Raw genomic sequence first — 25,589 nt, forward strand, 5'->3', positions numbered from 1 at the left:
CGGGCGGTCGGGCGGCGGGCGGACGGGCGGTCAGGGGGGAAGGGGCGGTGGGGGCGGGCGGTCGTGCCGCCCGCCCCCACCCGCGCCCCGCCGGGGGCGTCGCCGCCGGTCAGGACAGGCCGGAGGCCCAGTCGTAGCCCTCCAGGAACGGGTCCGGCTTGATGGGCTCGCCGGAGTTCCACACCTCGGTGATCACGCCGTCGGCGCCGATCCGGCCGATCCGGGCGGTCTTGTAGACGTGCTGGGTGGCTCCGTCGACGGTGACCGTGCCCTCGGGGGCCTCGAAGGTGATGCCGTCGGCGGCGTCCCGCACCGCCGTGACGTCGAAGGAGCCGGCGGCCTCGACCATCGCCTTCCACAGGTAGACGGAGGTGTAGGCGGCCTCCATCGGGTCGCTGGTGGGCTTGTCCGCGCCGTACCGGGCCCGGTACGCCTCGACGAAGGCCTCGTTGGCGGCGCCCGGCGTGGTCTGGTAGTAGTTCCAGGCGGTCAGCTGGCCGGCCAGGTACTGGGCCCCGATGGAGCCCACCTCCTCCTCCGCGATGGACACCGACAACACCGGCATCGCCTCGGCGGTCAGGCCGGCGGAGGTGTACTCCTTGAAGAAGGCGACATTGCTGTCACCGTTCAGCGTGTTGAACACGGCGTCGGCCTGGGAGGCCTTGACCTTGTTCACGATGGTGGAGAACTCGGTGGAGCCGAGCGGCGCGTAGTCCTCGCCCAGGATCTCCATTCCGTTCGCCTCGGCGTACGCCTTGATGATGTTGTTGGCGGTGCGCGGGAAGACGTAGTCGCTGCCCACCAGGTACAGCGACTCGGTGCCCTGGCTCTTCAGGTAGTCCAGCGCCGGCACGATCTGCTGGTTGGTGGTGGCGCCGGTGTAGAAGATGTTCGGCGACTGCTCCAGGCCCTCGTACTGCACCGGGTAGAACAGCAGGGAGTCGTTCTCCTCGAAGACCGGCAGCACGGCCTTGCGGCTGGCCGAGGTCCAGCAGCCGAAGACCGCGGCGACCCGGTCCTCCTGGATGAGCTTCTCCGCCTTCTCGGCGAAGGTCGGCCAGTCCGAGGCGCCGTCCTCGCTGATCGGCTCGATCTGCTTGCCCAGCACGCCGCCCGCGGCGTTGATCTCCTCGATGGCCAGGGTGATCGAGTCGCGGACGGTGACCTCGCTGATCGCCATGGTGCCGGAGAGCGAGTTGAGCAGGCCGACCTTGACGGTGTCGCCGGAGGTGTCCGCGCTGACCCCGGCCCCGGGGGCGGTGGCGTCGTCCGTTCGGGCGCCGCACGAGGAGAGGGCGACCACGGCGGTGATGGCGGCGGCGCAGGCCGCCAGCCGGCGACGGTGCTTCGTGAACATCGAACCTCCAACGCTTTCGCGGGGAGCGGGGATGACAAGGGCCTGCCGAAGGCGCCACAGCGTTGGGGAGCCGGCGATCGGGGGAAACACGCGTGTGCGGTGCCCGAATGACAGACAAAGAGTCGGCAACCACTGTTTCCCGGTGGTTTCACGACCCTTAAGACGGTGTTTCCGTCAGAATTGACGTTCCCCCGGCGCGGCGGGAAAGCAAAAAAGCCGCGGCATGGCGGACGACGGTGTCGTCCGCCATGCCGCGGCTTTTCGGGTACGGGTCTGTGGGGGAATCAGTTACTTCCCACAGGAAGTATTGTGACCTGACGTAGCTCTGTCAAGGCGAGCCGACCGGGGTGGGCAGCTCGGCCACCACGGTGAACTCCAGGCCGTCCGCCTCGGCCAGGTACACGCGCTGCCGCACGTGCCGGCCGCTCAGCCGTAGCCGCCCGCGCGGCCCCTCGTACCAGACCGCCCCGGCGGCGGCGTCGATCGCCCGCACGTCCAGCGTCCCGGCCCGCTCGATCAGCGCGGCCAGCAGCAGCACGCCCTCGTAGCAGGACTCGCCCAGGCTCCCCAGCTGCGGCGCCTCCACGCCGAACCGCCCGGCGTACTGGCCGTGGAAGTCCAGGTTCTCCTGGGTGGCCAGCGAGGCGAAGAACCCCGCGGTGCTGTACAGGCCGCCGGTCGCCGCCGCCCCGCTGGCCAGCAGCATGTTCTCGTCCATCAGCGTGCTCAGCCGCAGGCACCGCTGGTCCAGCCCGGCCGCGGCGAACGCCCGGTTGAACCGCACCGCGTCACTGCCCACCAGCAGCATGATCACCGCGTCCGCCCCGGAACGCTCGATCGCCCGCAGCGCCCCGGAGAAGTCCCCGGTGCCCAGCGGCAGGTAGCACTCCCCGACGACCCGGCCCCGGCACCGCCGGGCGTACCGCCGGGCCGCCTCGGCCGTGCGGCGCGGCCAGACGTAGTCGTTGCCCACCACGAACCAGCCGCGCACCCGCCGCTCCCCGGCGAGCAGCCGCATCGCCGGCAGCAGCTGGTCGGCCGGCGTCTCGCTGGTCAGGAACACCCCCTCGGTGCGCTCCCCGCCCTCGTACAGCGCCGTGTAGACGTAGGGCACCCGGTGGGCGACCCGCGGCGCCAGCGCCCGCCGCACCGAGGAGATGTGCCACCCCGTCACCCCGTGCACCGCGCCCACCGAGACCAGCGCCTCCACCTCGGCGGCCACCCGGTCCGGGCTCGCCCCGCCGTCCACCGGCACCAGCCGCAGCTCACGCCCGAGCACGCCGCCGGCCCGGTTGACCTCCTCCGCGGCCAGCCGGGCGCACAGCTCGCAGGTCGGCCCGAACATGCCCGCCGGGCCCTGCATCGGGAAGACCAGGGCCACCGACACCGTCGAGTCGTCCGCCCGGAACCAGTCCTCCGGGCGCGGGCGCGGGTCCGCGCCGCGCGGCCCCGCCCCGGTGTTCGGGGAGGCGGGCACGGGGCCGACCGGGTGGGCGTACGGGTTCGATCCGGGCACGCCGCCATGCTGTCGCGCCGGGCGCGGACATCTCCATCCCCTGCCGCCAACCGTGACCCGTCTGTACCATGAACGGGGCCTTGGAGGACATCCGGGCGCCCACCGGATCGAGGAGGGACATGCCGACCTCGTCGCGGCGTCACCCCCAGCACGCCATCACGCTGCTGACCCGGGCCGAGCGCCTGCTGGCCCGCCGGGTGCGGGCGGTCCTGGACGCCGAGGGCCACTCGCTGGACGCGTGGCGCGTGCTCAGCCTCCTCGCCGACGGCGCCGGCCACCACATGACCGAGATCGCCGACCACGCCTTCCTGCCCCCGGCCACGCTGACCAAGCTGGTCGACCAACTGGTCGACCAGAACCTGGTGCACCGCCGCATCGACCCCCTCGACCGCCGCCGCATCCGCGCCTACCTGACCCCGCGCGGCGAGCAGCTGTGCCGGCGGATCGACGCCGCCGTCCGGGCCAGCTGGGCGGGGCTGCCGGTCGGCGAGAGCGACCAGGAGCTGCTCACCGAACTCCTCACCCGCCTCGTCGACGCTCTGGAAGCAGAACCCGCCACCCCCACCCGCTGAGTCCCGGCCGACTCGACCATGGCGGAGGCGTCCGGGGCGATCACGTACGGGCCTCGCGCGTCCCAGTGATGGCCTCCGTGACGTCGTCGGCCGTCACCTTGGAGCGAGCGGCGACGGCGCGGGCCCGTTCGGCGGCCTCCTCGCAGGTGAGTGTGGCGGCCTCGGTGTCGAGAAGCTGCCGCACGTAGGCCGGGAGCGACTGGCCCGCTCGGGCGGCACGGGCCTTGAGGATGGTGAGGGTGTCCTCGGAGACGTCGCGGACGTGGATGGTAGGCATGCGAGCTTTGTAGTCCCCAGCGCCTGCGGAATGCTTGCGCTCTCGCGATTGCCGGCGGGTCGGGCGGGGGCGCCGCCGGCGGGGGCGCTCGCCTCCACGGGGGCTCGCCCCTGTGTGTCCGCCTCCTTGGAGTGAATGGGGTGGGCCGAGCGGAGCGGTTCGGCCGTGCGCGGCGGGCCGGCGGGCGGTGGGCGGGCGATGCTGGCGGACAGGGCCGGCCCGCTCGCCGCCGCGCCCCGCCCAGCGACCCAGGCGAGCGCCGAGACAGCGTGAGGAGTGGTGGTCCGTGGCCGCGTGTGAGGTCTGTGGCAACGATTACGCGATGTCCTTCGAGGTCCGCGCGGCGGGGGCGACGCACGTCTTCGACAGCCTGGAGTGCGCGGCCCAGCGGATGGCGCCGATCTGCGACAACTGCAACTGCCGCATCCTCGGCCACGGCATGGAGGCCGGCGGCGAGTTCTTCTGCTGCGCCCACTGCGCCCGGCAGAAGGGCCACCGCGAGCTCGTCGACCACGCCTGAGCGGGCCGGGCGCGGGCGCCCGGCCGCGCCCGCGCCCGGGGGTCTGTCGGCCCCCGCGGGAGGTCAGCCGAACGCCCGGGCCTCCGCGCGGGCCCAGGCGGCCTCGGTGGCCGGATCCACGGACGGCTCGTGGCGGGTCGTCGGCTGGGTCGCCGCCACCAGGGCGCGCATCGCGGCCAGGTCCCCGACGACGCCGGCGGCGCGCGCCTGCACCAGCACGTTGCCCAGCGCGGTGGCCTCCACCGGGCCGGCGACCACCGGGAGGCCGCAGGCGTCGGCGGTCAGCCGGCACAGCAGCGCGTTGCGGCTGCCGCCGCCCACCACGTGCACCACGGAGACCTTCCGCCCGGCCAGCCGGGCCGCCTCGCGGATCGTGCGCCGGTGCGCCAGGGCCAGGCTCTCCACGACGCACCGCACCACCTGCGGGGCGGTCTCGGGCACGGGCTGCCCGTGCTCGCGGCACCAGTCGGCGATCCGGGCCGGCATGTCGCCCGGCTTGAGGAAGACCGGGTCGTCCGGGTCGACCACCGAGCGGAACGGCTCGGCCTCCTCGGCCGCCGCAAGCAGCTCCGGCAGGTCGTGCTGCTCCCCGCGCGCGGCCCAGGTGCGCAGCGACTCCTGGAGCAGCCACAGCCCCATGACGTTGCGCAGGTAGCGGATGGTGCCGTCCACGCCCAGCTCGTTGGTGAAGTTCGCGGCCCGCGACTCCTCGGTGAGCACGGGGGCGGACAGCTCCAGGCCGGCCAGTGACCAGGTGCCGCAGGAGATGTACGCGAAGTCGGGGTCGGTGGCGGGGACGGCCACCACGGCGGAGGCGGTGTCGTGCGAGCCGACCGCGGTGACCGGCGTGCTCTCCGGCAGGCCGGTCTCGGCCGCGACCTGGGGCAGCAGCGTGCCGGCCGGGTCGCCGGGGCGCCGGATCGGCGGCAGCAGCGCGGCCGGCAGCTCCAGGCGGTCCAGCAGCTCCCGGGACCAGGTGCCGGCCACCGCGTCGTACAGGCCGGTGGTGGAGGCGTTGGTGGCCTCGGCGCCGACGCTGCCGGTGAGCCAGTGGGTCAGCAGGTCGGGGACGAGCAGCAGCGTGCGGGCGGCGGCCAGCTGGGCGGTGTCCCGGGCGGCGGCGAGCTGGTAGACGGTGTTGAACGGCAGGTGCTGCAGCCCGGTGACGGCGTACAGCTCGGCGGCCGGCACGCGCTCCCACACCCGCTCGGCGACGCCGTCGGTGCGCGCGTCGCGGTAGTGGTACGGGTTGCCCAGCAGGCGGCCGTCGGCGTCCAGCAGGCCGTAGTCCACCGCCCAGGTGTCGATGCCGATCGAGGCGATCGGGTCCGGCCCGGCGGCGGCGCCCCGCAGGCCCTCCAGCACCCCCCGGTACAGGGCCAGGATGTCCCAGTGCAGGCCGCCGGGCAGCCGCACCGGGGTGTTCGGGAAGCGGTGCACCTCGGTCAGGTCCAGGGTGCCCGCGCCGACCCGGCCGACGACGACGCGCCCGCTGGAGGCACCCAGGTCGACGGCGGCGAAGGCGGACGGAGCGGAAGCGGACACGGGACACCTCGCGGGGGCGTGGAGTGGGCGGGGGCGGAGAGCTCGGATGGGGAAAGCTCGGAGAGCGGAAGCAGCGAAGGAACGGGAGGGGCGGGGGAGGGGGAGGGAAGGGGGCGGGTGCTCGGTGGCCACCGCACGCGGCCACCGACCACCCGCCCCGGACCGTCCCGGGCGGGTCAGGTCTGCCCGGGACGGTCGGTCGGGGAGCCCGGTCAGCGCAGGAAGGCCGCCGCGACTCCGGCGTCCACCGGGATGTGCAGCCCGGTGGTGTGGGTGAGGTCGCCGCCGGTGAGGGCGAAGACCGCCGCCGCGACGTGCTCCGGCAGCACCTCGCGCTTGAGCAGGGTGCGCTGGGCGTAGAACTCGCCGAGCTTCTCCTCCGGCACGCCGTAGACGGCGGCGCGCTTGGCGCCCCAGCCGCCGGCGAAGATGCCGGAGCCGCGGACCACGCCGTCGGGGTTGATGCCGTTGACCCGGATGCCGTGCTCGCCGAGCTCGGCGGCCAGCAGGCGGACCTGGTGGGCCTGGTCGGCCTTGGTGGCGCCGTAGGCGATGTTGTTGGGGCCGGCGAAGACGCCGTTCTTGGAGGCGATGTAGACGATGTCGCCACCCAGGCCCTGCTCGATCATCACCCGCGCGGCTTCCCGGGAGACCAGGAAGGAGCCGCGGGCCATCACGTCGTGCTGGAGGTCCCAGTCCTTGACCGTGGTCTCCAGCAGCGGCTTGGAGATGGACAGGCCGGCGTTGTTGACCACCAGGTCGACGCCGCCGAAGGCGAGCGCGGCGGCGGCGAAGGCGTCCTTGATCTGCTCCTCGGAGGTGACGTCGGCGACCACCGCCACGGCCCGGTCCGCCCCGCCGAGCTCGTCGACGACCGCCTGGGCGGCCTCGGCGTTGAGGTCGGCGACGACCACGCAGGCGCCCTCGGCGGCCAGGCGCTCGGCGATGGCCTTGCCGATGCCGGAGGCGGCGCCGGTGACCAGCGCGACCCGGGTGGCCAGCGGCTTGGGCTTGGGCATCCGCTGGAGCTTGGCCTCCTCCAGCGCCCAGTACTCGATGCGGAACTTCTCCGACTCGTCGATCGGGGCGTAGGTGGAGACCGCTTCGGCGCCGCGCATCACGTTGATGGCGTTGACGTAGAACTCGCCGGCCACCCGCGCGGTCTGCTTGTCCTTGCCGAAGGAGAACATGCCCACGCCCGGGACCAGCACGATCGCCGGGTCGGCGCCGCGCATGGCGGGGGAGTCCTCGGTGGCGTGCCGCTGGTAGTAGGCGGCGTACTCTTCGCGGTAGGCCGTGTGCAGCTCCTTCAGCCGCGCCACCGCCTCCTCCAGCGGGGCGGTCGGCGCCACGTCCAGGACCAGCGGGCGGACCTTGGTGCGCAGGAAGTGGTCCGGGCAGGAGGTGCCCAGGGCGGCCAGCCGGGGGTGCTCGGCGCGGGAGACGAAGTCCAGGACGACGTCGCTGTCGGTGAAGTGGCCGATCTGCGGGCGGTCGGTGGAGGCCAGGCCGCGGATGACCGGGGCCAGGGCGGCGGCGCGGGCCCGGCGCTCGTCCTCGGGCAGCGGCTGGTAGCCCTCGATCACCGGGCCGAACGGCTCCGGCCGGCCCCGCTCGGCGATGAACGCCTCGGCGGTGCGGATGATCTCCAGGGAGCGCGCCTCGCACTCCTCGGCCGTGTCGCCCCAGGCGGTGATGCCGTGGCCGCCCAGGATGCAGCCGATCGCCTGCGGGTTGGCGGCCTTGATCGCGGCGATGTCCAGGCCGAGCTGGAAGCCGGGGCGGCGCCACGGCACCCAGACCACCCGGTCGCCGAAGCACTCGGCGGTCAGCTTCTCACCGTCGGCGGCGGTGGCCAGAGCGATGCCGGAGTCGGGGTGCAGGTGGTCCACGTGCGCGGCGTCGACCAGCCCGTGCATCGCGGTGTCGATGGACGGAGCCGCCCCGCCCCGGCCGTGCAGGCAGTAGTCGAAGGCGGCGACCATCTCGTCCTCGCGCTCGACGCCGGGGTAGACGTTGACCAGCGAACGCAGCCGGTCCAGGCGGAGCGCGGCCAGGCCGGCGGCGGTCAGTGTGCCGAGGTCGCCGCCGGAGCCCTTCACCCACAGCAGCTCGACCTCGCCGCCGGTGACCGGGTCGGTGTCGGTGCCCTTGGCGGAGGTGTTGCCGCCGGCGTAGTTGGTGTTGCGCGGATCGGCGCCCAGGCGGTGCGAGCGCTCCAGCAGCGCGGCGACCGCGGGGTGGGTCGCAGGAGTCATGACGTGGGGTCCTTAACTGTCGCGTCGGTGGTCGTCGGGACGTGACGGGAACGGATCTGGGGGGCGGGGACGGGTCCCGGGGCCGCTTACGCGCCCCAGCCGGCCTGCTGCCCGCCGACCCGCTCGGCGGCGATCTTCTCGGCCCAGCCGGAGCGGGCGTAGGCGGCCATCGGGTCGGGGTCGATGCCGGCCTCGGCGCGCACCTCGGCCAGCAGCGGGCGCACGTCGGTGTTGTAGGCGTCCATCAGCACGGCGTTGGCGGCGAGCACGTCACCGGAGCGCTGGGCGGCGGCCAGGGCCTCCTGGTCGACCAGCAGCGCCTTGGCGGTGGCCTCCTGGACGTTCATCACCGAGCGGATCTGGCCGGGGATCTTCGCCTCGATGTTGTGGCACTGGTCGAGCATGAACGCCACGCCGGTCTCCGGCTTCAGCCCGCCGTTCTTGTGCACCTCGAACATGATGCGGAAGAGCTGGAACGGGTCGGCGGAGCCGACCATCAGGTCGTCGTCGGCGTAGAAGCGGGAGTTGAAGTCGAAGCCGCCGAGCTTCCCGGCGCGCAGCAGGAAGGCGACGATGAACTCGATGTTGGTGCCCGGGGCGTGGTGCCCGGTGTCCACCACCACCTGCGCCTTCGGGCCGAGCTCCAGGCAGTGCGCGTAGGCGGTGCCCCAGTCCGGGACGTCGGTGGTGTAGAACGCCGGCTCGAACAGCTTGTACTCCAGCAGCATCCGCTGGTCGTCGCCGAGCCGGTCGTAGACCTCGCGCAGCGCCTCGGCCAGCCGGTCCTGGCGGGCGGCGATGTCGTCCTGCCCGGGGTAGTTGGTGCCGTCGGAGAACCACAGCTTGAGGTCCTTCGAGCCGGTGGCGTCCATGATGTCGACGCACTCCAGCAGGTGGTCGGTCGCCTTGCGGCGCACCTTCGGGTCCGGGTTGGTGACGCTGCCGAGCTTGTAGTCGTCGTCCTGGAAGACGTTGGAGTTGATCGCTCCGATCCGCACACCACGCTCGGCGGCGTAGGCGGCCAGGGCCGCGTAGTCGTCCACCTTGTCCCACGGGATGTGCAGGGCGACGCTCGGGGCGGCACCGGTGAAGGCGTGCACCTGGGAGGCGTCCTGGAGCTTCTCGAAGGGGTCGCGCGGGACGCCGGGCTGGGCGAAGACCTTGAAACGGGTCCCGGAGTTGCCGTACGCCCAGGAGGGGGTCTCGATCTGCTGGGCGCGCAGGGCGGCCTTGACGGCGGTCGGGTCACTCATTGCTCTTCGCTCTCCTGACGCGATGGCGGTCGATTGCTCGGCCCGACCATAATGAATCGTTTCACCGAAAAAATCCAGACGTTGTGCCGATGCGCCTGAGCTGGCCATATGAATCCGCTGACAACGTCTTGACGTCCGCTCGCCAGGACCATACGGTCGAGGGCGCTCGTACATGAAACGATTCATGAACAACGATTCATGGTAAGGGGTCCATCGCCGTGCAGCGCGTCTGCTTCCTGCTGAAGGTCCGTGCCGACCGCCTCGACGAGTACCGCGAGCACCACCGGGCGGTGTGGCCGGAGATGCAGCAGGCGCTGCGGGAGACCGGCTGGGGCAACTACACGCTCTTCCTGCGCGAGGACGGCCTGCTCGTCGGATACCTGGAGACCGAGGACTTCGAGGCCGCGCGCGCCGCCATGGACGCCACCGAGGTGAACGCCCGCTGGCAGGCCGTGATGGGCGACTTCTTCGAGTCCCTGGACGGCGCCCGCCCGGACGAGGCGATGCGCCCGCTGGAAGAGGTCTTCCACCTGGATTGACCGGCGCCGCCGCGCCCTGTTTGCTCTGTGGTGATCGGCTGCCGGAGACTTGCCCCGGACAGCAGTGGCACGACGTCGACGCCGGGATGGGAAACGATGGTCGGTATCAAGGACGTGGCCCGGCGAGCGGGGGTCTCGGTCGGTACCGTCTCCAACGTCATCAACCGCCCCGAGGCCGTCTCCGAGGAGACCCGCAGCCGGGTGCGCGCCGCCATCGAGCAGCTCGGCTACGTCCGCAGCGAGTCCGCCCGCCAGCTCCGCGCCGGCCGCAGCCGCACGGTCGCCCTGCTGGTGCTGGACATGGCCAACCCCTTCTTCGTGGACGTGGCGCGCGGAGCCGAGCGGGCGGCCCGGGCGGCCGGGCTCGGCGTGATGCTCTGCAACAGCGCCGAGAGCCCCTCCGAGGAGGCCGACTACCTCGGCCTCTTCGCCGAGCAGCGGGTGCGCGGGGTGCTGGTCACGCCCGCCGACACCAGCGGCCGCAACCTGGCGGCCTTCCGCCGGCACGGCATCCCGTTCGTCTTCGTCGACCGGGTGGTGCCCAGCGAGGAGGCCTGCTCGGTCTCCGTCGACGACGTCGCCGGCGGCACCCTGGCCGTGCGCCACCTGCTGGCCGGCGGGCACCGCCGCGTCGCCTACGTCAGCGGCCCGATGCACCTCACCCAGTGTGCCGACCGCCTCGCCGGCGCCCGGGCGGCCGTCGCCGAGGCCGGCCTCCCCCCCGAGGCGCTGACCGTGCTGGAGACCGGCCGGCTCAACGTGGCGGCCGGACGCGACGCCGGCGCCCGACTGCTCGGCCTGGCCGACCGGCCCACCGCCGTCTTCTGCGCCAACGACCTGATCGCCCTCGGCGTCCTCCAGGCGATGTTCACCGCTGGGGTGCGGGTCCCGGAGGACATGTCCATCGTCGGCTACGACGACATCGAGTTCGCCGGGGCGGCGGCCGTGCCGCTCACCTCCGTCCGCCAGCCCGCCGAACGCATCGGCTCCGCCGCCGCCGAACTCCTCATCCAGGAGACCGACCCGGCGACCACCGGCCACGAGCACCAGCGCATCGTCTACCAGCCCGAACTGGTCGTGCGCACCTCCAGCATGGGGCACACCCCCAGCGCCGTGCACTGACGCCCCGGCGGAACGGCCGGCGCCGCCGCGCCCCGCGGCGACCACCCACCCGGGATGACGGACCGTCACCCAGGATTCCCCGCGCCGCCTCCCGCGGGTCACCCCCGCCATACCCGCCGCCCACAGACTCACCGACGACCGGGTTCACACCTGACGCCGGAGGAGTCCGCATGTCCGGAACCCCGTTCAGCCGCCGCACCGGCATCCGCCTCGCCACCGCCGCCGCCCTCACCCTCCCCGCCGCCGGCCTCGCCGGCACCGCGCGGGCCGCCGAGGCGCCGTCCGAGGACGACACCGCACTGCGGGTGATGTCCTTCAACCTGCGCTACGCCGCGCAGACCTCCCCCAACTCCTGGGCCGACCGCCGCCCCGTCATGCGGGAACTCCTGCGCCGCGAACTCCCCGAACTGCTCGGCACCCAGGAGGGGCTGTACGCCCAGCTGCGGGACATCGCCGCCGACCTGCCGCCCTACTACGACTGGTTGGGCACCGGCCGGGAGGGCGGCAGCCGCGGGGAGTTCATGGCCGTCTACTACGACACCCGCCGCCTCACCCCGCTGGAGTACGACCACTTCTGGCTCTCCGACGACCCCTACCGGATCGGCTCCCGCTCCTGGGGCAACACCGTCGTCCGGATGGTCACCTGGATCCGCTTCCACGACTCGCGCACCGGGCGCGAGCTGTACCTGCTCAACACCCACCTGGACCACCAGAGCCAGAACTCCCGTGAGCGCTCCGCGAGCCTGGTCACCGAGCGGCTGGCCGCCCTGCGCGCCGGCGTCCCGCGCGTGGTCACCGGCGACTTCAACGCCCGGGCGCACGCCAACCCGGTCTACGACATCATGCTGCGCGGCGGCCTGGTCGACACCTGGGAGACCGCCGCCACCCGCGGCCAGGTGTACGCCACCTTCCACGGCTACCAGCCGCTGCGCCCCGTGGACGAGCGCATCGACTGGATCCTCACCTCTGACGAGGTGCGCACCCGCCGCGCCGACATCAACACCTTCTCCCGGCACGGCCAGTTCCCCAGCGACCACCTCCCGGTGCAGGCCGTCCTGGAGCTGTGACCCCGCACGGGCAGGCCCTCCCCGCCCCGGGCGGCGGCCGGTGGGCCGATCGGACCAACGGCCGGCCCGTCGCGTGGCGGGCGCGGCCCGGCCGGCTCAGCATGGGGCCATGTTCGCGAACAGCAGGGCGTTCAGCAGCTTCTCGGTCGACGACGTGCCCAGGGCCAGGGAGTTCTACCGGCAGACACTGGGCCTGCGGGTCTCCGAGGACCAGGAGGTGCTGCGGCTGCACCTCGCCGGCGACCGGGACGTCCTGGTCTACCCCAAGGAGAACCACACCCCCGCGTCGTTCACCGTGCTCAACTTCCCGGTGGACGACGTCGAGGGCGCGGTGGACGAACTGGTCCGGCGCGGCGTTCGGATGGAGCGCTACGAGGGCTTCCCGGCCGACGACAAGGGCATCGTCCGCGTGGAGGGCGGCCCGACCATCGCCTGGTTCACCGACCCGGCCGGCAACGTGCTCTCCGTCCTCCAGGAGTGACCGCCCGGCCGGCGGCGGGCGGCCCCGGAGGTGACCGCCCCGGCGCCCGGGAGCACCACCGGGCGCCGGGGCCCTCCCCGGCGGGTCGGGGAAGGTCCGTCGGCGCGCCCGCCAGGGCGGCCCTCAGTCCCGGCCGGTTCCGCGGGTGCGGCGCAGCGCGCCCAGCAGGTCGGCGTTGAGCCTGCCGATGGCGCCCAGCGGGATGCCCTTCGGGCAGACCGCGGTGCACTCGCCGGTGTTGGAGCAGCCGCCGAAGCCCTCGGCGTCGTGTGCGGCCACCATGGCCGGCACCCGCCGGTCCTGCTCCACGGCGCCCTGCGGCAGCAGCCCCAGGTGGGTGGTCTTGGCCGCGGTGAAGAGCATCGCCGAGCCGTTCGGGCAGGCCGCGACGCACGCCCCGCAGCCGATGCAGGTGGCCGCGTCGAACGCCTCGTCCGCCGCCGCCTTCGGCACCGGCACCGAGTGGGCCTCCGGGGCGCTGCCGGTCGGCACGGTGACGTAGCCGCCGGCCTGCACGATCCGGTCCAGCGCGGAGCGGTCCACCACCAGGTCGCGCACCACCGGGAAGGCCGCCGCCCGCCACGGCTCGACGTCGATCACATCGCCGTCGGAGAACTGCCGCAGGTGCAGCTGGCAGGTGGTGGTGGCGCGCTGCGGACCGTGCGCCACGCCGTTGATCACCATGCCGCAGGCCCCGCAGATGCCCTCCCGGCAGTCGTGGTCGAAGGCCACCGGCTCCTCGCCGGCCGCGATCAGCCGCTCGTTGAGGACGTCCAGCAGTTCCAGGAAGGACATGTCCTCGCTGGCGTCCGGCACCTCGTAGGTCACCATGTCGCCCCGGGCCTCGGGCCCGGCCTGGCGCCAGATGCGCAGGGTCAGTCTCACGCGTAACTCCGTCGGCTCGGGGTGACTGTCTCGTAGGCGAGCGCCTCCCGGTGCAGCACCGGCGGGGCGCCGACGCCGGTGAACTCCCAGGCGGCGACGTAGGAGAAGTACTCGTCGTGGCGGAGCGCCTCGCCGTCCTCGGACTGGCTCTCCACCCGGAAGTGGCCGCCGCAGGACTCGGCGCGGTGCAGCGCGTCCAGGCACATCAGCTCGGCCAGCTCCAGGAAGTCGGCGACCCGCCCGGCCTTCTCCAGCGCCTGGTTGAGCGCCTCGCCGCTGCCCGGCACCCGGACGTCGCGCCAGAACTCCTCGCGCAGCTCGGGGATGCGCTCCAGGGCGGCGCGCAGCCCCGCCTCGTCGCGCTCCATGCCGCAGGCGTCCCACAGCAGCCGGCCCAGCTCCCGGTGGAACGACTCGGCGCTGCGGCTGCCGTCGTTGCCCAGCAGGCGCTCCAGCCGGGCGCGCACGGCGGCCTCGGCCTCCACGACGGCCGGCGCGTCCGCCGCCACCGGCTCGAACGGGCCCGCGGCCAGGTAGTGGGTGAGGGTGGTCGGCAGCACGAAGTAGCCGTCGGCCAGTCCCTGCATCAGCGCGCTGGCGCCCAGCCGGTTGGCGCCGTGGTCGGAGAAGTTGGCCTCGCCGATCACGAACAGGCCGGGGATGGTGGACTGGAGGTCGTAGTCCACCCACAGGCCGCCCATGGTGTAGTGGATCGCCGGGTAGATCCGCATCGGCACCCGGTAGGGGTCCTCGCCGGTGATCCGCTGGTACATCTCGAACAGGTTGCCGTACTTCTCCTCGACGGCGCGCCGGCCGAGCCGGGCGATGGCGCCCGCGAAGTCCAGGTACACCCCGAGCCCGCCGGGGCCGACGCCCCGCCCCTCGTCGCACACCCGCTTGGCGGCCCGGGAGGCGATGTCCCGGGGCACCAGGTTGCCGAAGGAGGGGTACATCCGCTCCAGGTAGTAGTCCCGTTCGGCCTCGGGGATGTCGCCCGGGGCGCGGGTGTCGCCCTTGCGCAGCGGCACCCAGACGCGGCCGTCGTTGCGCAGCGACTCGCTCATCAGGGTCAGCTTCGACTGGTGCTCGCCGCTGACCGGGATGCAGGTGGGGTGGATCTGGGTGAAGCAGGGGTTGGCGAAGAGCGCGCCGCGCCGGTGCGCCCGCCAGATCGCGGTGGCGTTGCAGCCGCGGGCGTTGGTGGACAGGTGGTAGACGTTGCCGTAGCCGCCGGTGGCCAGCACCACGGCCTCCGCGAGGTGGGTGCGCACCTCGCCGGTGACCAGGTCGCGCACGACGACGCCCCGGGCCCGGCCCTCGTGCACCACCAGGTCGAGCATCTCGGTGCGCGGATGCGTCACCACCCGCCCGGCGGCGACCTGGCGGGACATCGCCTGGTAGGCGCCGAGCAGCAGCTGCTGCCCGGTCTGGCCGCGGGCGTAGAAGGTGCGGGAGACCTGCGCGCCGCCGAAGGAGCGGGTGTCCAGCAGGCCGCCGTAGTCCCGGGCGAAGGGCACGCCCTGGGCGACGCACTGGTCGATGATCTGGGTGGAGACCTCGGCGAGCCGGTGCACGTTGGACTCCCGGGAGCGGAAGTCGCCGCCCTTGACGGTGTCCAGGAAGAGCCGGCGCACGCTGTCGCCGTCGCCCCGGTAGTTCTTCGCCGCGTTGATGCCGCCCTGGGCGGCGATGCTGTGCGCCCGGCGCGGGCTGTCCTGGTAGCAGAAGGAGAGCACCGGGTGGCCCAGCTCGGCGAGGGTGGCCGCGGCCGAGGCGCCGGCGAGCCCGGTGCCGACCACGATCACCGGGAGCCGGCGCCGGTTGGCCGGGTTGATCAGCCGGGCGGCCAGCCGGCGCCGCTCCCAGCGGGTCTCCAGCGGGCCGTCGGGGGCGGCGGTGTCGGTCAGCGGGGCGCCGACGGTGTAGCCGCCGGGGGCGCCCGCGGTGCCCTGGCCCGCCGTGTCCCGGCGCGTGGTGGAGGTGTTCGAAGGGGTACTCATCCCGGCTCTCATTCGACCCAGCCCACGGCCACCGCGAACGGCACCGAGAGGAAACCGACCGTCATCACCACGGCGTAGGCCGTGGCCGCCACCGACGTCACGCGCTCCAGGCCGGGACGGTGGCGGCCCAGCGTGCGCGTCGCGCTCCACACCCCGTGCCGCAGGTGCAGGCCGAGCACCAGGACGGCGACGGTGTACACGGCGGTGACGTACCAGAGCTGGAAGTCCGCGGTCACGTTGGTGTACGGCCGTCCCGGCGCGCCGACCGGGTTGAGCACCCCGGCGGTCAGGTCGAGGATGTGGTAGACGACGAAGAGGGCGATGATCACGCCGCCCCAGCGCATGGTGCGGGCCGCGTAGGTGCCCTGCACCGGGGGCCGGTGGGCGTAGCGCACCGGGCGCGCCCGGCGGGCGCGGCGGGCCAGCGCGGTGGCCGTCCCGATGTGCAGCAGCACGGCGGCCAGCAGCACCACCCGCAGGATCCACAGGAACCAGGAGTGGCCGAGGATCGGCTCGCCGATCTCGCGCAGCCAGTGCGCGTACCCGTCGAAGGACTCCTCGCCGCGGAAGACCTCCAGGTTGCCGATCATGTGGGCGGTCAGGAAGAGCAGGAGCATGACACCGGTGACCGCCATCACGGTCTTCAGGAAGACCGTGGACCGGTACCACCGGGGGAGCGCCCGGGGCGCTGTCGTTCCCTGCTCGGCCTGCGTGGCGGGGCGCGGGGTGGTCGTCGTCACGGCACCGACGCTAGGCCGCCCCCGATCATGTGTCCAAGACATGATGGAGCTGGAATCGATAGCCTGGGGCTATTGGCCCACACGGCGGTCGCCGCCCGGCCGACCCGTTCGGCGGAGGGAGGCCGTCCGTGCAGTTCCAGCAGTTGGTGTACTTCGTGGCCGTCGCGGAGACCCGCCACTTCACCCGCGCCGCCGAGCGCGCGCACGTCGCCCAGCCCTCGCTGAGCAAGCAGATCCGGGCGCTGGAGCGGGAGCTGGGGGCGGAGCTGTTCACCCGGGCGCGGGGCAACATCGACCTGACCCCGGCCGGGGAGCGGCTGCTGCCGCTGGCCCGCCGCATCCTGGCCGACGCCGACACCGCCCGGCTGGAGGTCGCCGAGCTGGTGGGCCTGCGCTCCGGCCGGGTCCGGGTGGGCGCGACGCCCAGCCTGTCCACCTCCGTGCTGCCGGAGGTGCTGCTGCGCTTCCACACCGCCTACCCCGGCATCCGGCTGGTCGTCTCCGAGAACGGCTCCCGCGACCTGCTGCGGCTGCTGCTGCGCGGCGCGCTCGACCTGGCGCTGGTGGTGGTGCCGCCGCAGGGCACCGACCCGGCCCTGGCCACCGAGCCGCTGCTGCGCGAGGAGCTGGTGCTGGCCACCTCCGCGGCGACGGCGCCGCCCACCCGGGGCGGCGCGCTCCCGGTGGCGCGGTTGCGGACCATGCCGCTGGTGATGTTCCGGGACGGCTACGACGTGCGCGAGGCGGTGCTGCGCGCCTGCCGGGGCAACGGCTTCGAGCCGGCGTTCGCCGTGGAGGGCGGGGAGATGGACGCGGTGCTGCGGCTGGTGGAGGCCGGACTCGGCCCGGCGGTGGTGCCCAGCATGGTGCTGGCCGGGGTACCCGGCCTGCGGGCCACCCGGCTGGTCCGGCCCGGACTGACCCGGACCATCGCCCTGGCGCACCGCACCGACGCCGCCCTCACCCACGCGGCCCGGGCGCTGCGCACCGTGCTGCTGGAGTCGCTGGCGGACGCCGGGCCGCTGCCGTCAGGCGTGGAGCGACTCGCCGCGCGACCATGACGAACGTGCTCCGAGGGGCGTCGGGGACGGCTGTGACGGAGTGAATGGGAGCGCTCCCCGGGCGATCTGACGGTGTTTTGAGAGCGCTCTCGAATTCGCTTCCGACCTCTTCTCAGGTTCCGGGGCGTCATATACGGTCGCATCTGGGAGCGCTCTCATGGTCCGTCGGAGACGGCGCGGCCGTGACGCTGAGCTGTCATGATCAGATCAGGCGACCAAGGAGTCAAGAATGCAACCAGAGCCCGCACCCGGGGCGCGCCGCCCGCGCCTTCGACGTGCCCTGAGCGCGGCGGCCGCGCTCTTGCTCACCTCCGGCCTGGTGGCCACCGCGTCCGGCGCGGCCGTCGCCGCCGAGGACGTCTCGGCCGCCGCCCGCGTGGACAACCCGTACGTCGGGGCCAACGTCTACGTGAACCCGGAGTGGTCCGCCCGGGCCGCCGCCGAGCCCGGTGGCACCGCCGTCTCCAACCAGCCGACCTTCGTCTGGCTGGACCGCCGCGCCGCCATCAACGGCGTCAACGGCGGCATGGGGCTGCGCGACCACCTCGACGAGGCGGTGCGCCAGCAGCAGCAGAAGGGCGGTGAGATGGTCTTCCAGGTGGTGGTCTACAACCTGCCTGGCCGTGACTGCGCCGCCCTCGCCTCCGCCGGTGAGCTGGGCCCGAACGACCTGCCGATCTACAAGTCGGAGTTCATCGACCCGATCACGCAGATCCTCTCCGACCCGGCCTACGCCAGCCTGCGGATCGCGACGATCATCGAGGTCGACTCGCTGCCCAACCTGGTCACCAACGCCGGCGGCACCAACACCACCACGCCGCAGTGCGAGGAGATGAAGCGCAACGGCGGCTACGTCAACGGCATCGGGTACGCGCTGAACAAGCTCGGCGACATCCCGAACGTCTACAACTACGTCGACGTGGCCCACCACGGCTGGCTCGGCTGGGACAGCAACTTCCGCCCCGCCGCGCAGCTGTTCTACCAGGCCGCCAACGCCGAGGGCGCCACCCCGGCCGACGTGACCGGCTTCATCAGCAACACCGCGAACTACAGCGCGCTGACCGAGCCCCACTTCAAGATCACCGACACGGTCAACGGCCAGACGGTGCGCCAGTCCAAGTGGGTGGACTGGAACTACTACCTGGACGAGCTGAGCTTCGTGCAGGCGTTCCGCACCGAGCTGATCGCGCAGGGCTTCCCGTCCTCCATCGGCATGCTGATCGACACCTCCCGCAACGGCTGGGGCGGCGCCAACCGGCCCACCGGCCCGGGCCCGCTGACGAGCGTGGACGCCTACGTCAACGGCAGCCGCGTCGACCGCCGGATCCACCTCGGCAACTGGTGCAACCAGGCCGGTGCCGGCCTCGGCGAGCGCCCGACCGTGGCCCCGGCCGCGGGTGTCGACGCCTACGTGTGGGCCAAGCCCCCGGGTGAGTCCGACGGCGCCAGCGAGGAGATCCCGAACGACGAGGGCAAGCGCTTCGACCGGATGTGCGACCCGACCTACACGGGCAACGCACGCAACAACTTCAACATGTCCGGTGCCCTCGGCGGTGCCCCGCTCTCCGGCCAGTGGTTCTCCGCGCAGTTCCGTGAGCTGCTGGCGAACGCCTACCCGCCGGTCAACGGTGGCGGCAACCCGAACCCCGGCGACACCCAGGCCCCGACCGTGCCGGCCGGCCTGACCGTCACCGGCAAGACCTCCTCCAGCGTGACCCTGTCGTGGACCCCCTCCACCGACAACGTGGCGGTCACCGGGTACGACGTCTACCGGGGCAGCACCAAGGTGAACACCACCCCGGTGGTCGGCACCACCTTCACCGACTCGGGCCTGTCGGCCTCCACCGCGTACTCCTACACGGTGCGGGCGCGGGACGCGGCCGGCAACGTCTCCGCGGCCTCCGTCGCGGTCAGCGTGACCACCGACGCCGGTGGCGGCAACCCGGGCCCGACGGGGAACGTGAAGGTGCAGTACCGGAACGCGGACAGTTCGGCGACGGACAACGCGATCCGTCCGCACCTGCGGATCGCGAACACCGGTACCTCGGCGCTGAACCTGTCCACCGTGACGGCCCGGTACTACTTCACCCGGGACGGTGCCAGCTCGGTGAACGTGTTCTGCGACTGGGCGCAGATCGGTTGCTCGAACATCCGGACCAACGTGGTGAACCTGTCCACGCCGGTGAACGGCGCCGACGCCTACGTGGAGATCTCCTTCACCAGCGGCAGTGTCGCCGCCGGCCAGAACACCGGTGACATCCAGCTGCGGATCAACAAGAGCGACTGGTCGGCCTTCAACGAGGCCAACGACTACAGCTACGGCACCGGCACCTCCTTCGCCGACGCCCCGAAGATCCCGGCCTACACCAGCGGCACCCTCGCCTGGGGCACCGCCGCCGCCTGACCGACGGCAGGCGCCTGACACGACCAGGTGAACGCGAGGGGGCGGTCCACGGACCGCCCCCTCGTCCATGCCCGGCCACGCACCGCCCCTCCCCTCCCCAACGCTCCACGACCCACGAGGAGACAGGTTCCCGTGCCCACACGATCGACGCAGCCACGGCACCGGCGGCGAGCCGGCGCCAGCGCCGCCCTGCTCGCCGCCGTGCTCGCCGTCGGCGGCGCCGGCCTGACGGCCCCCGCGGCCGTCGCCGACACCGACCCCAGTCCGGTCCGCGTCAACCAGATCGGCTACCTGACCGGCGCCGACAAGGTGGCCACCGTCGTCACCGCCGGCACCACCCCCCGCACCTGGCAGCTGCTCACCCCGTCGGGCACGGTGGCCGCCAGCGGCACCACCACCGTGCACGGCTCCGACCGGGCCTCGGGCGACCACCTGCACCACGCCGACTTCTCCTCGGTCACCACCGCCGGCACCTACACCCTGTCGGTGGACGGCGTCGGCCGCAGCGTGCCCTTCACCATCTCCGGCAGCGCCCTCTACCCCGACCTGGGCCGCGAGGCGCTGCAGTACTTCTACTTCCACCGGATGGGCACCGCCGTCGAGGGCCAGTACCTGCAGAACCCGGCGCACGCCCACGCCGCCCTGCACCCCGGCGACAGCTCGATCCCCTGCTACAACAACTGGTGCGGCTCGCAGCGGCTCAACGTCAAGGACTCCTGGGCGGACGCCGGCGACTTCGGCATCTACCCGGTCAACCACGCCATCTCGGCGTGGACCCTGCTCAACCTGTACGAGCGCTACCCCGACGCCTACCCCGACGGATCCCTGCGGATCCCGGAGAACGGCAACAACCGCCCCGACATCCTCGACGAGGTGGAGTTCGGCTCCCGGTTCATGTCCGGCATGCTGCCCAGCACCGGCCTGGCCTCGCACAAGGTGCACAACCACGTCTGGAGCGCCTTTCCGCTGACCTCCGTGGACCAGGAGAACGGCCTCGCCCGCTCCGCGATGCCGCCCTCCACCAACGCCACCTACGCGGTCGCCCGGACCAACGCCCAGCTGGCCCGCACGCTCGCGCCCTACGACGCGACCCGCGCCGCGCAGCTGTGGGCCTCCGCCGAGGACGCCTGGACCCGCGCCGAGGCGCAGCCGAACGTGGACTACCCGAACGGGACGGACGCCGAGGGCGGCGGCGACTACGGCGACACCGGCAACAGCGACGACCGCTACGCCGCCGCGGCCGAGCTCTACCTCACCGGCCTGGACCGGGCGGACTCCACCACGTCCTCCTACCGGTCCGCGGTCACCACCTCCCCGCACTACCGGGAGGTCGGACACTTCGACTGGCTGGAGGTCGCCGCCACCGGCACCCTGTCGCTGCTCAGCGTGGACAACGACCTGCCCGCCGCGGACATCGCGGCGATGGAGGCCAACCTCCGCGCCGAGGCCGACGCCATCGCCTCCACCATCGACGCCGAGGGCTACCCGGTGCCGCTGCCCGGCGACGAGCCCTACCCGTGGGGATCGAACTCCTCCGTCGTCAACCGGATGCTGGTGCTGGGCGTCGCCTACGACACCAGCGACGACGACACCTACCTGCGGGCGATGAACCGGGCCATGGACTACCTCATGGGCAACAACGCCATGCGGCTGTCCTACGTCACCGGCTACGGCGAGTACTACGAGACCGACACCCACGACCGCTGGGCCTGGGGCAAGTACCCCGGAACGCCCTACCCGCGCGGCTGGCTGTCCGGCGGCCCGAACAGCGACGGCGGCGGCGACTCCGCGACCCCGCTCGGCCGGCCCGCGGCCAAGTCGTACGCGCCCATGAACACCGCGCCGGACGCCTGGGGCTCCAAGGAGAACACCATCAACTGGAACGCCCCGCTGGCGTGGACGGCGACGTTCCTGAACCGCACCGCGCCCGACCTCGGTGGCGGCAACCCGAACCCCGGCGACACCCAGCCGCCGACCGCCCCGACGCTCGCGGCGACCGGCGTCACCGCGACCAGCGTGACCCTGTCGTGGTCCGGGGCGACCGACAACGTGGGCGTGACCGGCTACGACGTCTACCGCGACGGCGTCCGGGTCAACTCCACCCCGGTGGTCGGCACCACCTTCACCGACTCGGGCCTGTCGGCCTCCACCGCGTACTCCTACACGGTGCGGGCGCGGGACGCGGCCGGCAACGTCTCCTCGGCCTCACCGGCGCTGCGGGTGACCACCGAAGCCGGTGGCGGCAACCCGGGCCCGACGGGGAACGTGAAGGTGCAGTACCGGAACGCGGACAGTTCGGCGACGGACAACGCGATCCGTCCGCACCTGCGGATCGCGAACACCGGTACCTCGGCGCTGAACCTGTCCACCGTGACGGCCCGGTACTACTTCACCCGGGACGGTGCCAGCTCGGTGAACGTGTTCTGCGACTGGGCGCAGATCGGTTGCTCGAACATCCGGACCAACGTGGTGAACCTGTCCACGCCGGTGAACGGCGCCGACGCCTACGTGGAGATCTCCTTCACCAGCGGCAGTGTCGCCGCCGGCCAGAACACCGGTGACATCCAGCTGCGGATCAACAAGAGCGACTGGTCGGCCTTCAACGAGGCCAACGACTACAGCTACGGCACCGGCACCTCCTTCGCCGACGCCCCGAAGATCCCGGCCTACACCAGCGGCACCCTCGCCTGGGGAACTCCCGCCGCCTGACCGACGGCACCGGGGGTCCGACGACCCCCGGTGCGGCCGCCCGCCGGCCGGTCCCGCCCGCGCTCACCGGGTCGGGACCGGCCGGTCGCGGTTCCCGGGCCGCCCCCGCTGCCCCGGCCCGGTGCGCCAGGCCGCTGTTTCGGGCCGGCGCGCCAGGGAAGCCGCTGGCGTACGGGCGACCCGGCCGCAGCGGGCGTCCGGTCGCCGACGGCGCGGGCACGACCCGGCCGCCGCCCAGCCCCAGCCCCAGCCCCAGCCCCAGCCAGGAGGACCCATGAGTTCCGCGGTGCACGCACTCCCGCGCCGGGCCACCGGAGCCGTCCGGCGCCTGGCCGACGTCACGGGCCGCGCCACCGGTTCGCGCGACTACTCCCCGCGGGAGCCGGTGCCGCTGCGCGGGTACGCCGCCCTGGCCGGCGCGTACGCCGGGGCGGTCGCGGCCTTCGCGCTCGGCATGCGGGCCGCCGGCCGCCCCCTGCCGGAACGCGTGCCGCTCCCGGACCTGCTGCTCCTCGGCATCGCCAGCCACAAGGCCTCCCGCCTGATCGCCAAGGACCGCGTCACCAGTTTCCTGCGCGCCCCCTTCGTCCGGCGCGAGGGCGAGATCAGCGCCAGCGAGGTGATGGACGTGCCGCGCGGCGAAGGGGTGCGGCGCACCGTGGGTGAGCTGGTCGCCTGTCCGTTCTGCGTGTCGCTGTGGGTCTCCGGTGCGCTGGTCGGCGGGTTCGTGGCCGCCCCGCGCGTCACCCGGCTGGTCGCCTCGACCCTGGCCTGCGTGACCGTCTCCGACTGGGCGCAGTACGCCTGGAGCCTCACCCAGCAGAAGGCCGAGTGACCGCCGGGGCGGCGCCGGGTGGAACGGGCCGAGAGCCGCGGCGCGTCCCCGAGGCCAGTTCTGGCGATCCGTCAGATGTCATGGAGAATGGGCCCGGCGCCGTGCCGCGCGGCCGGCGCCGCCATCCACCAGGACACACCCGGAGGTCCCATGCGCGCTGTCGCGATGTCCCGATTCGGCGGTCCGGAGGTCCTCGAGGTCGCCGACCTGCCGGTCCGTGAACCCGGCCCCGGACAGGTGAGGATCCGGGTGGCCGCCGCGGCGGTCAACCCCACGGACGCCCTCTTCCGCGCCGGTGCGCACGCCCAGGCGCTGAGCGCCTTCCCCCCGCCGTACGTCCCCGGCATGGACGCCGCCGGGGTGGTCGACGCCGTCGGCCCGGACACCGACTGGGAGGTCGGCGATCGGGTGATGGCCATCGTGGTGCCCGCCCCGCCGGAGGGAGGCGCCCAGCAGGAGCAGGTGGTCGTCCCCGCCGACTCGGTGGCCAGGGTGCCCGACGGCGTCACCCTGGAGGAGGCCGCCACCCTCCCGATGAACGGCCTCACCGCCCGCCTCGCCCTCGACCTGCTGGACCTGCCCTCCGGCGGCACCCTCGCGGTCACCGGCGCGGCCGGCGCAGTCGGCGGGTACGCCGTCGCCCTGGCCGCGCACGCCGGCCTGCGGGTGATCGCCGACGCCAAGGAGTCCGACGAGGAACTCGTCCGCGGCTTCGGCGCCTCGGTGGTCGTGCCGCGCGGCCCCGAGGTCGCCGGGGCGATCCGTGCCGCCGCCCCCGACGGCGTGGACGGCCTGATCGACGCGGCCCTGCTCGGCGAGGCCGTGCTGCCCGCGGTCCGGGACGGCGGTGGCGTGGCCCACGTGCGCCCCACCCCCCTCGAGCCGGTGCGCGACCTGCGCTTCCACCGGGTCATGGTCGCCGAGTACGCGCGCAACCGGGCGGCCCTGGAGGAACTGGCCCGCCTGGCGGCCGACAAGGTCCTCGCCCTGCGCGTCGCCGAGACCTTCCCCCCGGAGCGGGCCGCCGACGCGCACCGCGCCCTCGAAGCCGGTGGCGTGCGCGGACGCCTGCTGATCGTGTTCTGATCCCGGCCGCACTGCCCAACGGCCGGCGGCCGCCCTCCCGGCCGCCGGCTCACTCACCGGCCGGCGACTCCCGGCGGGCCGCCCGGGCGCTCCGGGCGCGCAGCAGGTAGGCGATCACCAGCACCACCACCGCCACGTCGTCGGACAGGCCCAGCGGCACCAGCACGTCCGGCACCAGATCCAGCGGCGACGCCAGGTAGGCGCCGCCGGCCAGCGCCGCCGCCACGCGGCGGCCGTTCTCCGAGCGCCGGAACCGGACCGCCACCACGACCGCCGCGACCAGCAGCAGCGCCGCGACGGCCACCACGACCGCCCCGACCACGCCCACCGTCTCCCAGTCCATGGGGGCATGGTCCCGGGCGGAGGCGCCCGGGGCAAGAACGCGCGGCCGGCCGACCGGCTCGCGCCCGCCGCCCCGGCGGCGCAGGATCGTGGGCATGGGACCAGCCAGCTCGGACACCGTCACCGAGGTCGAGGGGCGCCGGATCAAGCTGAGCAACCTGGACAAGGTGCTCTACCCCCGCACGGGGTTCACCAAGGCGGACGTCGTCCACCACTACGTCCAGGCCGCCGGGGTGCTGCTGCCCCGCCTCGCCGACCGCGCCAGCTCGCTGCTGCGCTGGCCGGACGGCGTGGAGGGGGAGAGCTTCTTCGCCAAGAACGCCCCGCCCGGCACCCCCGACTGGGTGCGCACCGAGGAGGTCACCCGGGAACGCACCACCGTCCGCCACGTGGTCGTCGACGACCTGCCAACCCTGGTGTGGGTGGCCAACCTCGCGGCACTGGAACTGCACGTGCCGCAGTGGCGGCTGCGCACCGGACTCGCCGACCTCATGGTGCTCGACCTCGACCCCGGCCCGCCGGCCACCGTCGTGGAGTGCTGCGCCGTGGCCCTGGACGCCCGCGCCGCGCTGGCCGGGGCGGGGCTCACCCTCTGGCCGGTGACCTCCGGATCGAAGGGCCTGCACCTGTACGCCCCGATCCGCCCGACGCCCTCCGAGCAGGTCTCCCAGTACGCCAAGGCGCTGGCCCAGGCCCTGGAGGCGACCGCGCCGGACCGGGTGGTGCACCGGATGACCAAGTCGCTGCGCCCGGGAAAGGTCTTCGTCGACTGGAGCCAGAACAACGCGGCCAAGACCACCATCGCCCCCTACTCCCTGCGCGGGCGCGAACTGCCGACCGTGGCGACCCCGGTCACCTGGGCGGAGGTGGAGTCCTGCCGCCGCCCCGAGGACCTGCGCTTCCTCGCCGCCGACCTGCCCGGGCGCCTGGACCGCCACGGCGACCTGCTGACCGACATGGCCGACGCCGCCGCCCCCCTGCCCACCTGACGACCTGCCCCCGGGGCCGCCTGCCCACCTG

The 25,589-nt window shown here is 73.4% G+C and carries 22 protein-coding genes; 12 read left to right on the forward strand and 10 right to left on the reverse strand.

Annotation, left to right across the window (positions count from 1 at the left end; all coding sequences use genetic code 11):
* Positions 1-109 precede the first annotated feature (109 nt).
* Together urtA and FHU37_RS03050 are read right to left on the reverse strand one after the other, a co-directional pair.
* On the reverse strand, positions 110-1,357 hold the full coding sequence (urtA, locus tag FHU37_RS03045) for an urea ABC transporter substrate-binding protein (protein ID WP_179812675.1): 1,248 nt from the start codon (positions 1,355-1,357) through the stop codon (positions 110-112).
* A gap of 328 nt (positions 1,358-1,685) precedes the next feature.
* Positions 1,686-2,744: a substrate-binding domain-containing protein gene (locus tag FHU37_RS03050; protein WP_312892738.1), complete on the reverse strand. Its 1,059-nt coding sequence runs from the start codon at positions 2,742-2,744 to the stop codon at positions 1,686-1,688.
* Positions 2,745-2,992: 248 nt separating this feature from the next.
* On the opposite strand from FHU37_RS03050, the gene FHU37_RS03055 reads away from it, so the two are divergent.
* Positions 2,993-3,445, forward strand: coding sequence for a MarR family winged helix-turn-helix transcriptional regulator (locus FHU37_RS03055; protein ID WP_179812676.1), 453 nt, complete (start codon positions 2,993-2,995; stop codon positions 3,443-3,445).
* Positions 3,446-3,485: 40 nt separating this feature from the next.
* On the opposite strand, the gene FHU37_RS03060 is transcribed toward FHU37_RS03055, so the two are convergent.
* Entirely contained in the window at positions 3,486-3,722 is a 237-nt protein-coding gene (locus FHU37_RS03060; RefSeq protein WP_179812677.1) for a FitA-like ribbon-helix-helix domain-containing protein, read from the reverse strand.
* A 286-nt stretch (positions 3,723-4,008) separates the two neighbouring features.
* Here FHU37_RS03060 and FHU37_RS03065 point away from each other — a divergent pair, with 286 nt between their 5' ends.
* Complete coding sequence (locus tag FHU37_RS03065) at positions 4,009-4,242, forward strand: metallothionein (protein ID WP_179812678.1); 234 nt, start codon at positions 4,009-4,011, stop codon at positions 4,240-4,242.
* A gap of 63 nt (positions 4,243-4,305) precedes the next feature.
* Here the strand turns inward: FHU37_RS03065 and FHU37_RS03070 are convergent, their stop codons facing one another.
* The 3 genes from FHU37_RS03070 to rhaI form a co-directional block, all read right to left on the reverse strand.
* Positions 4,306-5,787: a rhamnulokinase gene (locus FHU37_RS03070; protein WP_179812679.1), complete on the reverse strand. Its 1,482-nt coding sequence runs from the start codon at positions 5,785-5,787 to the stop codon at positions 4,306-4,308.
* A gap of 212 nt (positions 5,788-5,999) precedes the next feature.
* Positions 6,000-8,045: a bifunctional aldolase/short-chain dehydrogenase gene (locus FHU37_RS03075; protein WP_179812680.1), complete on the reverse strand. Its 2,046-nt coding sequence runs from the start codon at positions 8,043-8,045 to the stop codon at positions 6,000-6,002.
* A gap of 86 nt (positions 8,046-8,131) precedes the next feature.
* The gene (gene rhaI / locus FHU37_RS03080; RefSeq protein WP_179812681.1) at positions 8,132-9,298 is read right to left on the reverse strand and encodes an L-rhamnose isomerase; all 1,167 of its coding nucleotides are present in this window, start codon (positions 9,296-9,298) and stop codon (positions 8,132-8,134) included.
* Between the two features lie 218 nt (positions 9,299-9,516).
* On the opposite strand from rhaI, the gene FHU37_RS03085 reads away from it, so the two are divergent.
* The 4 genes from FHU37_RS03085 (at position 9,517) to FHU37_RS03100 (ending at position 12,507) form a co-directional block, all read left to right on the forward strand.
* Complete coding sequence (locus FHU37_RS03085) at positions 9,517-9,837, forward strand: L-rhamnose mutarotase (RefSeq protein ID WP_179812682.1); 321 nt, start codon at positions 9,517-9,519, stop codon at positions 9,835-9,837.
* 96 nt (positions 9,838-9,933) lie between these two features.
* Positions 9,934-10,959, forward strand: coding sequence for a LacI family DNA-binding transcriptional regulator (locus tag FHU37_RS03090; RefSeq protein ID WP_179812683.1), 1,026 nt, complete (start codon positions 9,934-9,936; stop codon positions 10,957-10,959).
* A 170-nt stretch (positions 10,960-11,129) separates the two neighbouring features.
* Complete coding sequence (locus FHU37_RS03095) at positions 11,130-12,026, forward strand: endonuclease/exonuclease/phosphatase family protein (protein ID WP_179812684.1); 897 nt, start codon at positions 11,130-11,132, stop codon at positions 12,024-12,026.
* Between the two features lie 109 nt (positions 12,027-12,135).
* Complete coding sequence (locus FHU37_RS03100) at positions 12,136-12,507, forward strand: VOC family protein (RefSeq protein WP_179812685.1); 372 nt, start codon at positions 12,136-12,138, stop codon at positions 12,505-12,507.
* 123 nt (positions 12,508-12,630) lie between these two features.
* Here FHU37_RS03100 and FHU37_RS03105 read toward each other — a convergent pair whose 3' ends face one another.
* Genes FHU37_RS03105 through FHU37_RS03115 form a run of 3 tightly spaced genes read right to left on the reverse strand, consistent with a single transcriptional unit; the run spans position 12,631 to position 16,132 of the window.
* Positions 12,631-13,392 (reverse strand): succinate dehydrogenase/fumarate reductase iron-sulfur subunit, encoded by a 762-nt coding sequence (locus FHU37_RS03105; RefSeq protein ID WP_179812686.1) that lies wholly within the window; start codon positions 13,390-13,392, stop codon positions 12,631-12,633.
* A complete protein-coding gene (locus FHU37_RS03110; protein WP_179812687.1) occupies positions 13,389-15,392 on the reverse strand; it encodes a fumarate reductase/succinate dehydrogenase flavoprotein subunit in 2,004 nt (667 codons plus the stop codon). Before FHU37_RS03110 ends, FHU37_RS03105 begins: the two co-directional genes overlap by 4 nt.
* Positions 15,393-15,400: 8 nt before the next feature.
* Complete coding sequence (locus FHU37_RS03115; protein WP_312892396.1) at positions 15,401-16,132, reverse strand: succinate dehydrogenase cytochrome b subunit; 732 nt, start codon at positions 16,130-16,132, stop codon at positions 15,401-15,403.
* 128 nt (positions 16,133-16,260) lie between these two features.
* On the opposite strand from FHU37_RS03115, the gene FHU37_RS03120 reads away from it, so the two are divergent.
* From FHU37_RS03120 to FHU37_RS03140, 5 genes are all read left to right on the forward strand, one after another.
* Entirely contained in the window at positions 16,261-17,193 is a 933-nt protein-coding gene (locus FHU37_RS03120) for a LysR family transcriptional regulator (RefSeq protein WP_179812689.1), read from the forward strand.
* A 229-nt stretch (positions 17,194-17,422) separates the two neighbouring features.
* Positions 17,423-19,597 carry a glycoside hydrolase family 6 protein gene (locus FHU37_RS03125; protein ID WP_179812690.1) on the forward strand — a complete coding sequence of 725 codons (2,175 nt, stop codon included), beginning with the start codon at positions 17,423-17,425 and terminating at the stop codon, positions 19,595-19,597.
* Positions 19,598-19,729: 132 nt separating this feature from the next.
* Complete coding sequence (locus FHU37_RS03130; protein WP_312892397.1) at positions 19,730-22,306, forward strand: glycoside hydrolase family 9 protein; 2,577 nt, start codon at positions 19,730-19,732, stop codon at positions 22,304-22,306.
* Between the two features lie 274 nt (positions 22,307-22,580).
* The gene (locus tag FHU37_RS03135) at positions 22,581-23,141 is read left to right on the forward strand and encodes a DUF1360 domain-containing protein (RefSeq protein ID WP_179812691.1); all 561 of its coding nucleotides are present in this window, start codon (positions 22,581-22,583) and stop codon (positions 23,139-23,141) included.
* Positions 23,142-23,291: 150 nt separating this feature from the next.
* A complete protein-coding gene (locus tag FHU37_RS03140) occupies positions 23,292-24,227 on the forward strand; it encodes an NADP-dependent oxidoreductase (protein ID WP_179812692.1) in 936 nt (311 codons plus the stop codon).
* A 49-nt stretch (positions 24,228-24,276) separates the two neighbouring features.
* On the opposite strand, the gene FHU37_RS03145 is transcribed toward FHU37_RS03140, so the two are convergent.
* The gene (locus FHU37_RS03145) at positions 24,277-24,570 is read right to left on the reverse strand and encodes a DUF1232 domain-containing protein (RefSeq protein WP_179812693.1); all 294 of its coding nucleotides are present in this window, start codon (positions 24,568-24,570) and stop codon (positions 24,277-24,279) included.
* 94 nt (positions 24,571-24,664) lie between these two features.
* Here FHU37_RS03145 and ligD point away from each other — a divergent pair, with 94 nt between their 5' ends.
* Positions 24,665-25,558 carry a non-homologous end-joining DNA ligase gene (gene ligD, locus FHU37_RS03150; protein WP_179812694.1) on the forward strand — a complete coding sequence of 298 codons (894 nt, stop codon included), beginning with the start codon at positions 24,665-24,667 and terminating at the stop codon, positions 25,556-25,558.
* The last annotated feature ends 31 nt before the right edge of the window (positions 25,559-25,589 follow it).

This window comes from Allostreptomyces psammosilenae (assembly GCF_013407765.1).
Taxonomy (GTDB): Bacteria; Actinomycetota; Actinomycetes; order Streptomycetales; family Streptomycetaceae; genus Allostreptomyces; species Allostreptomyces psammosilenae.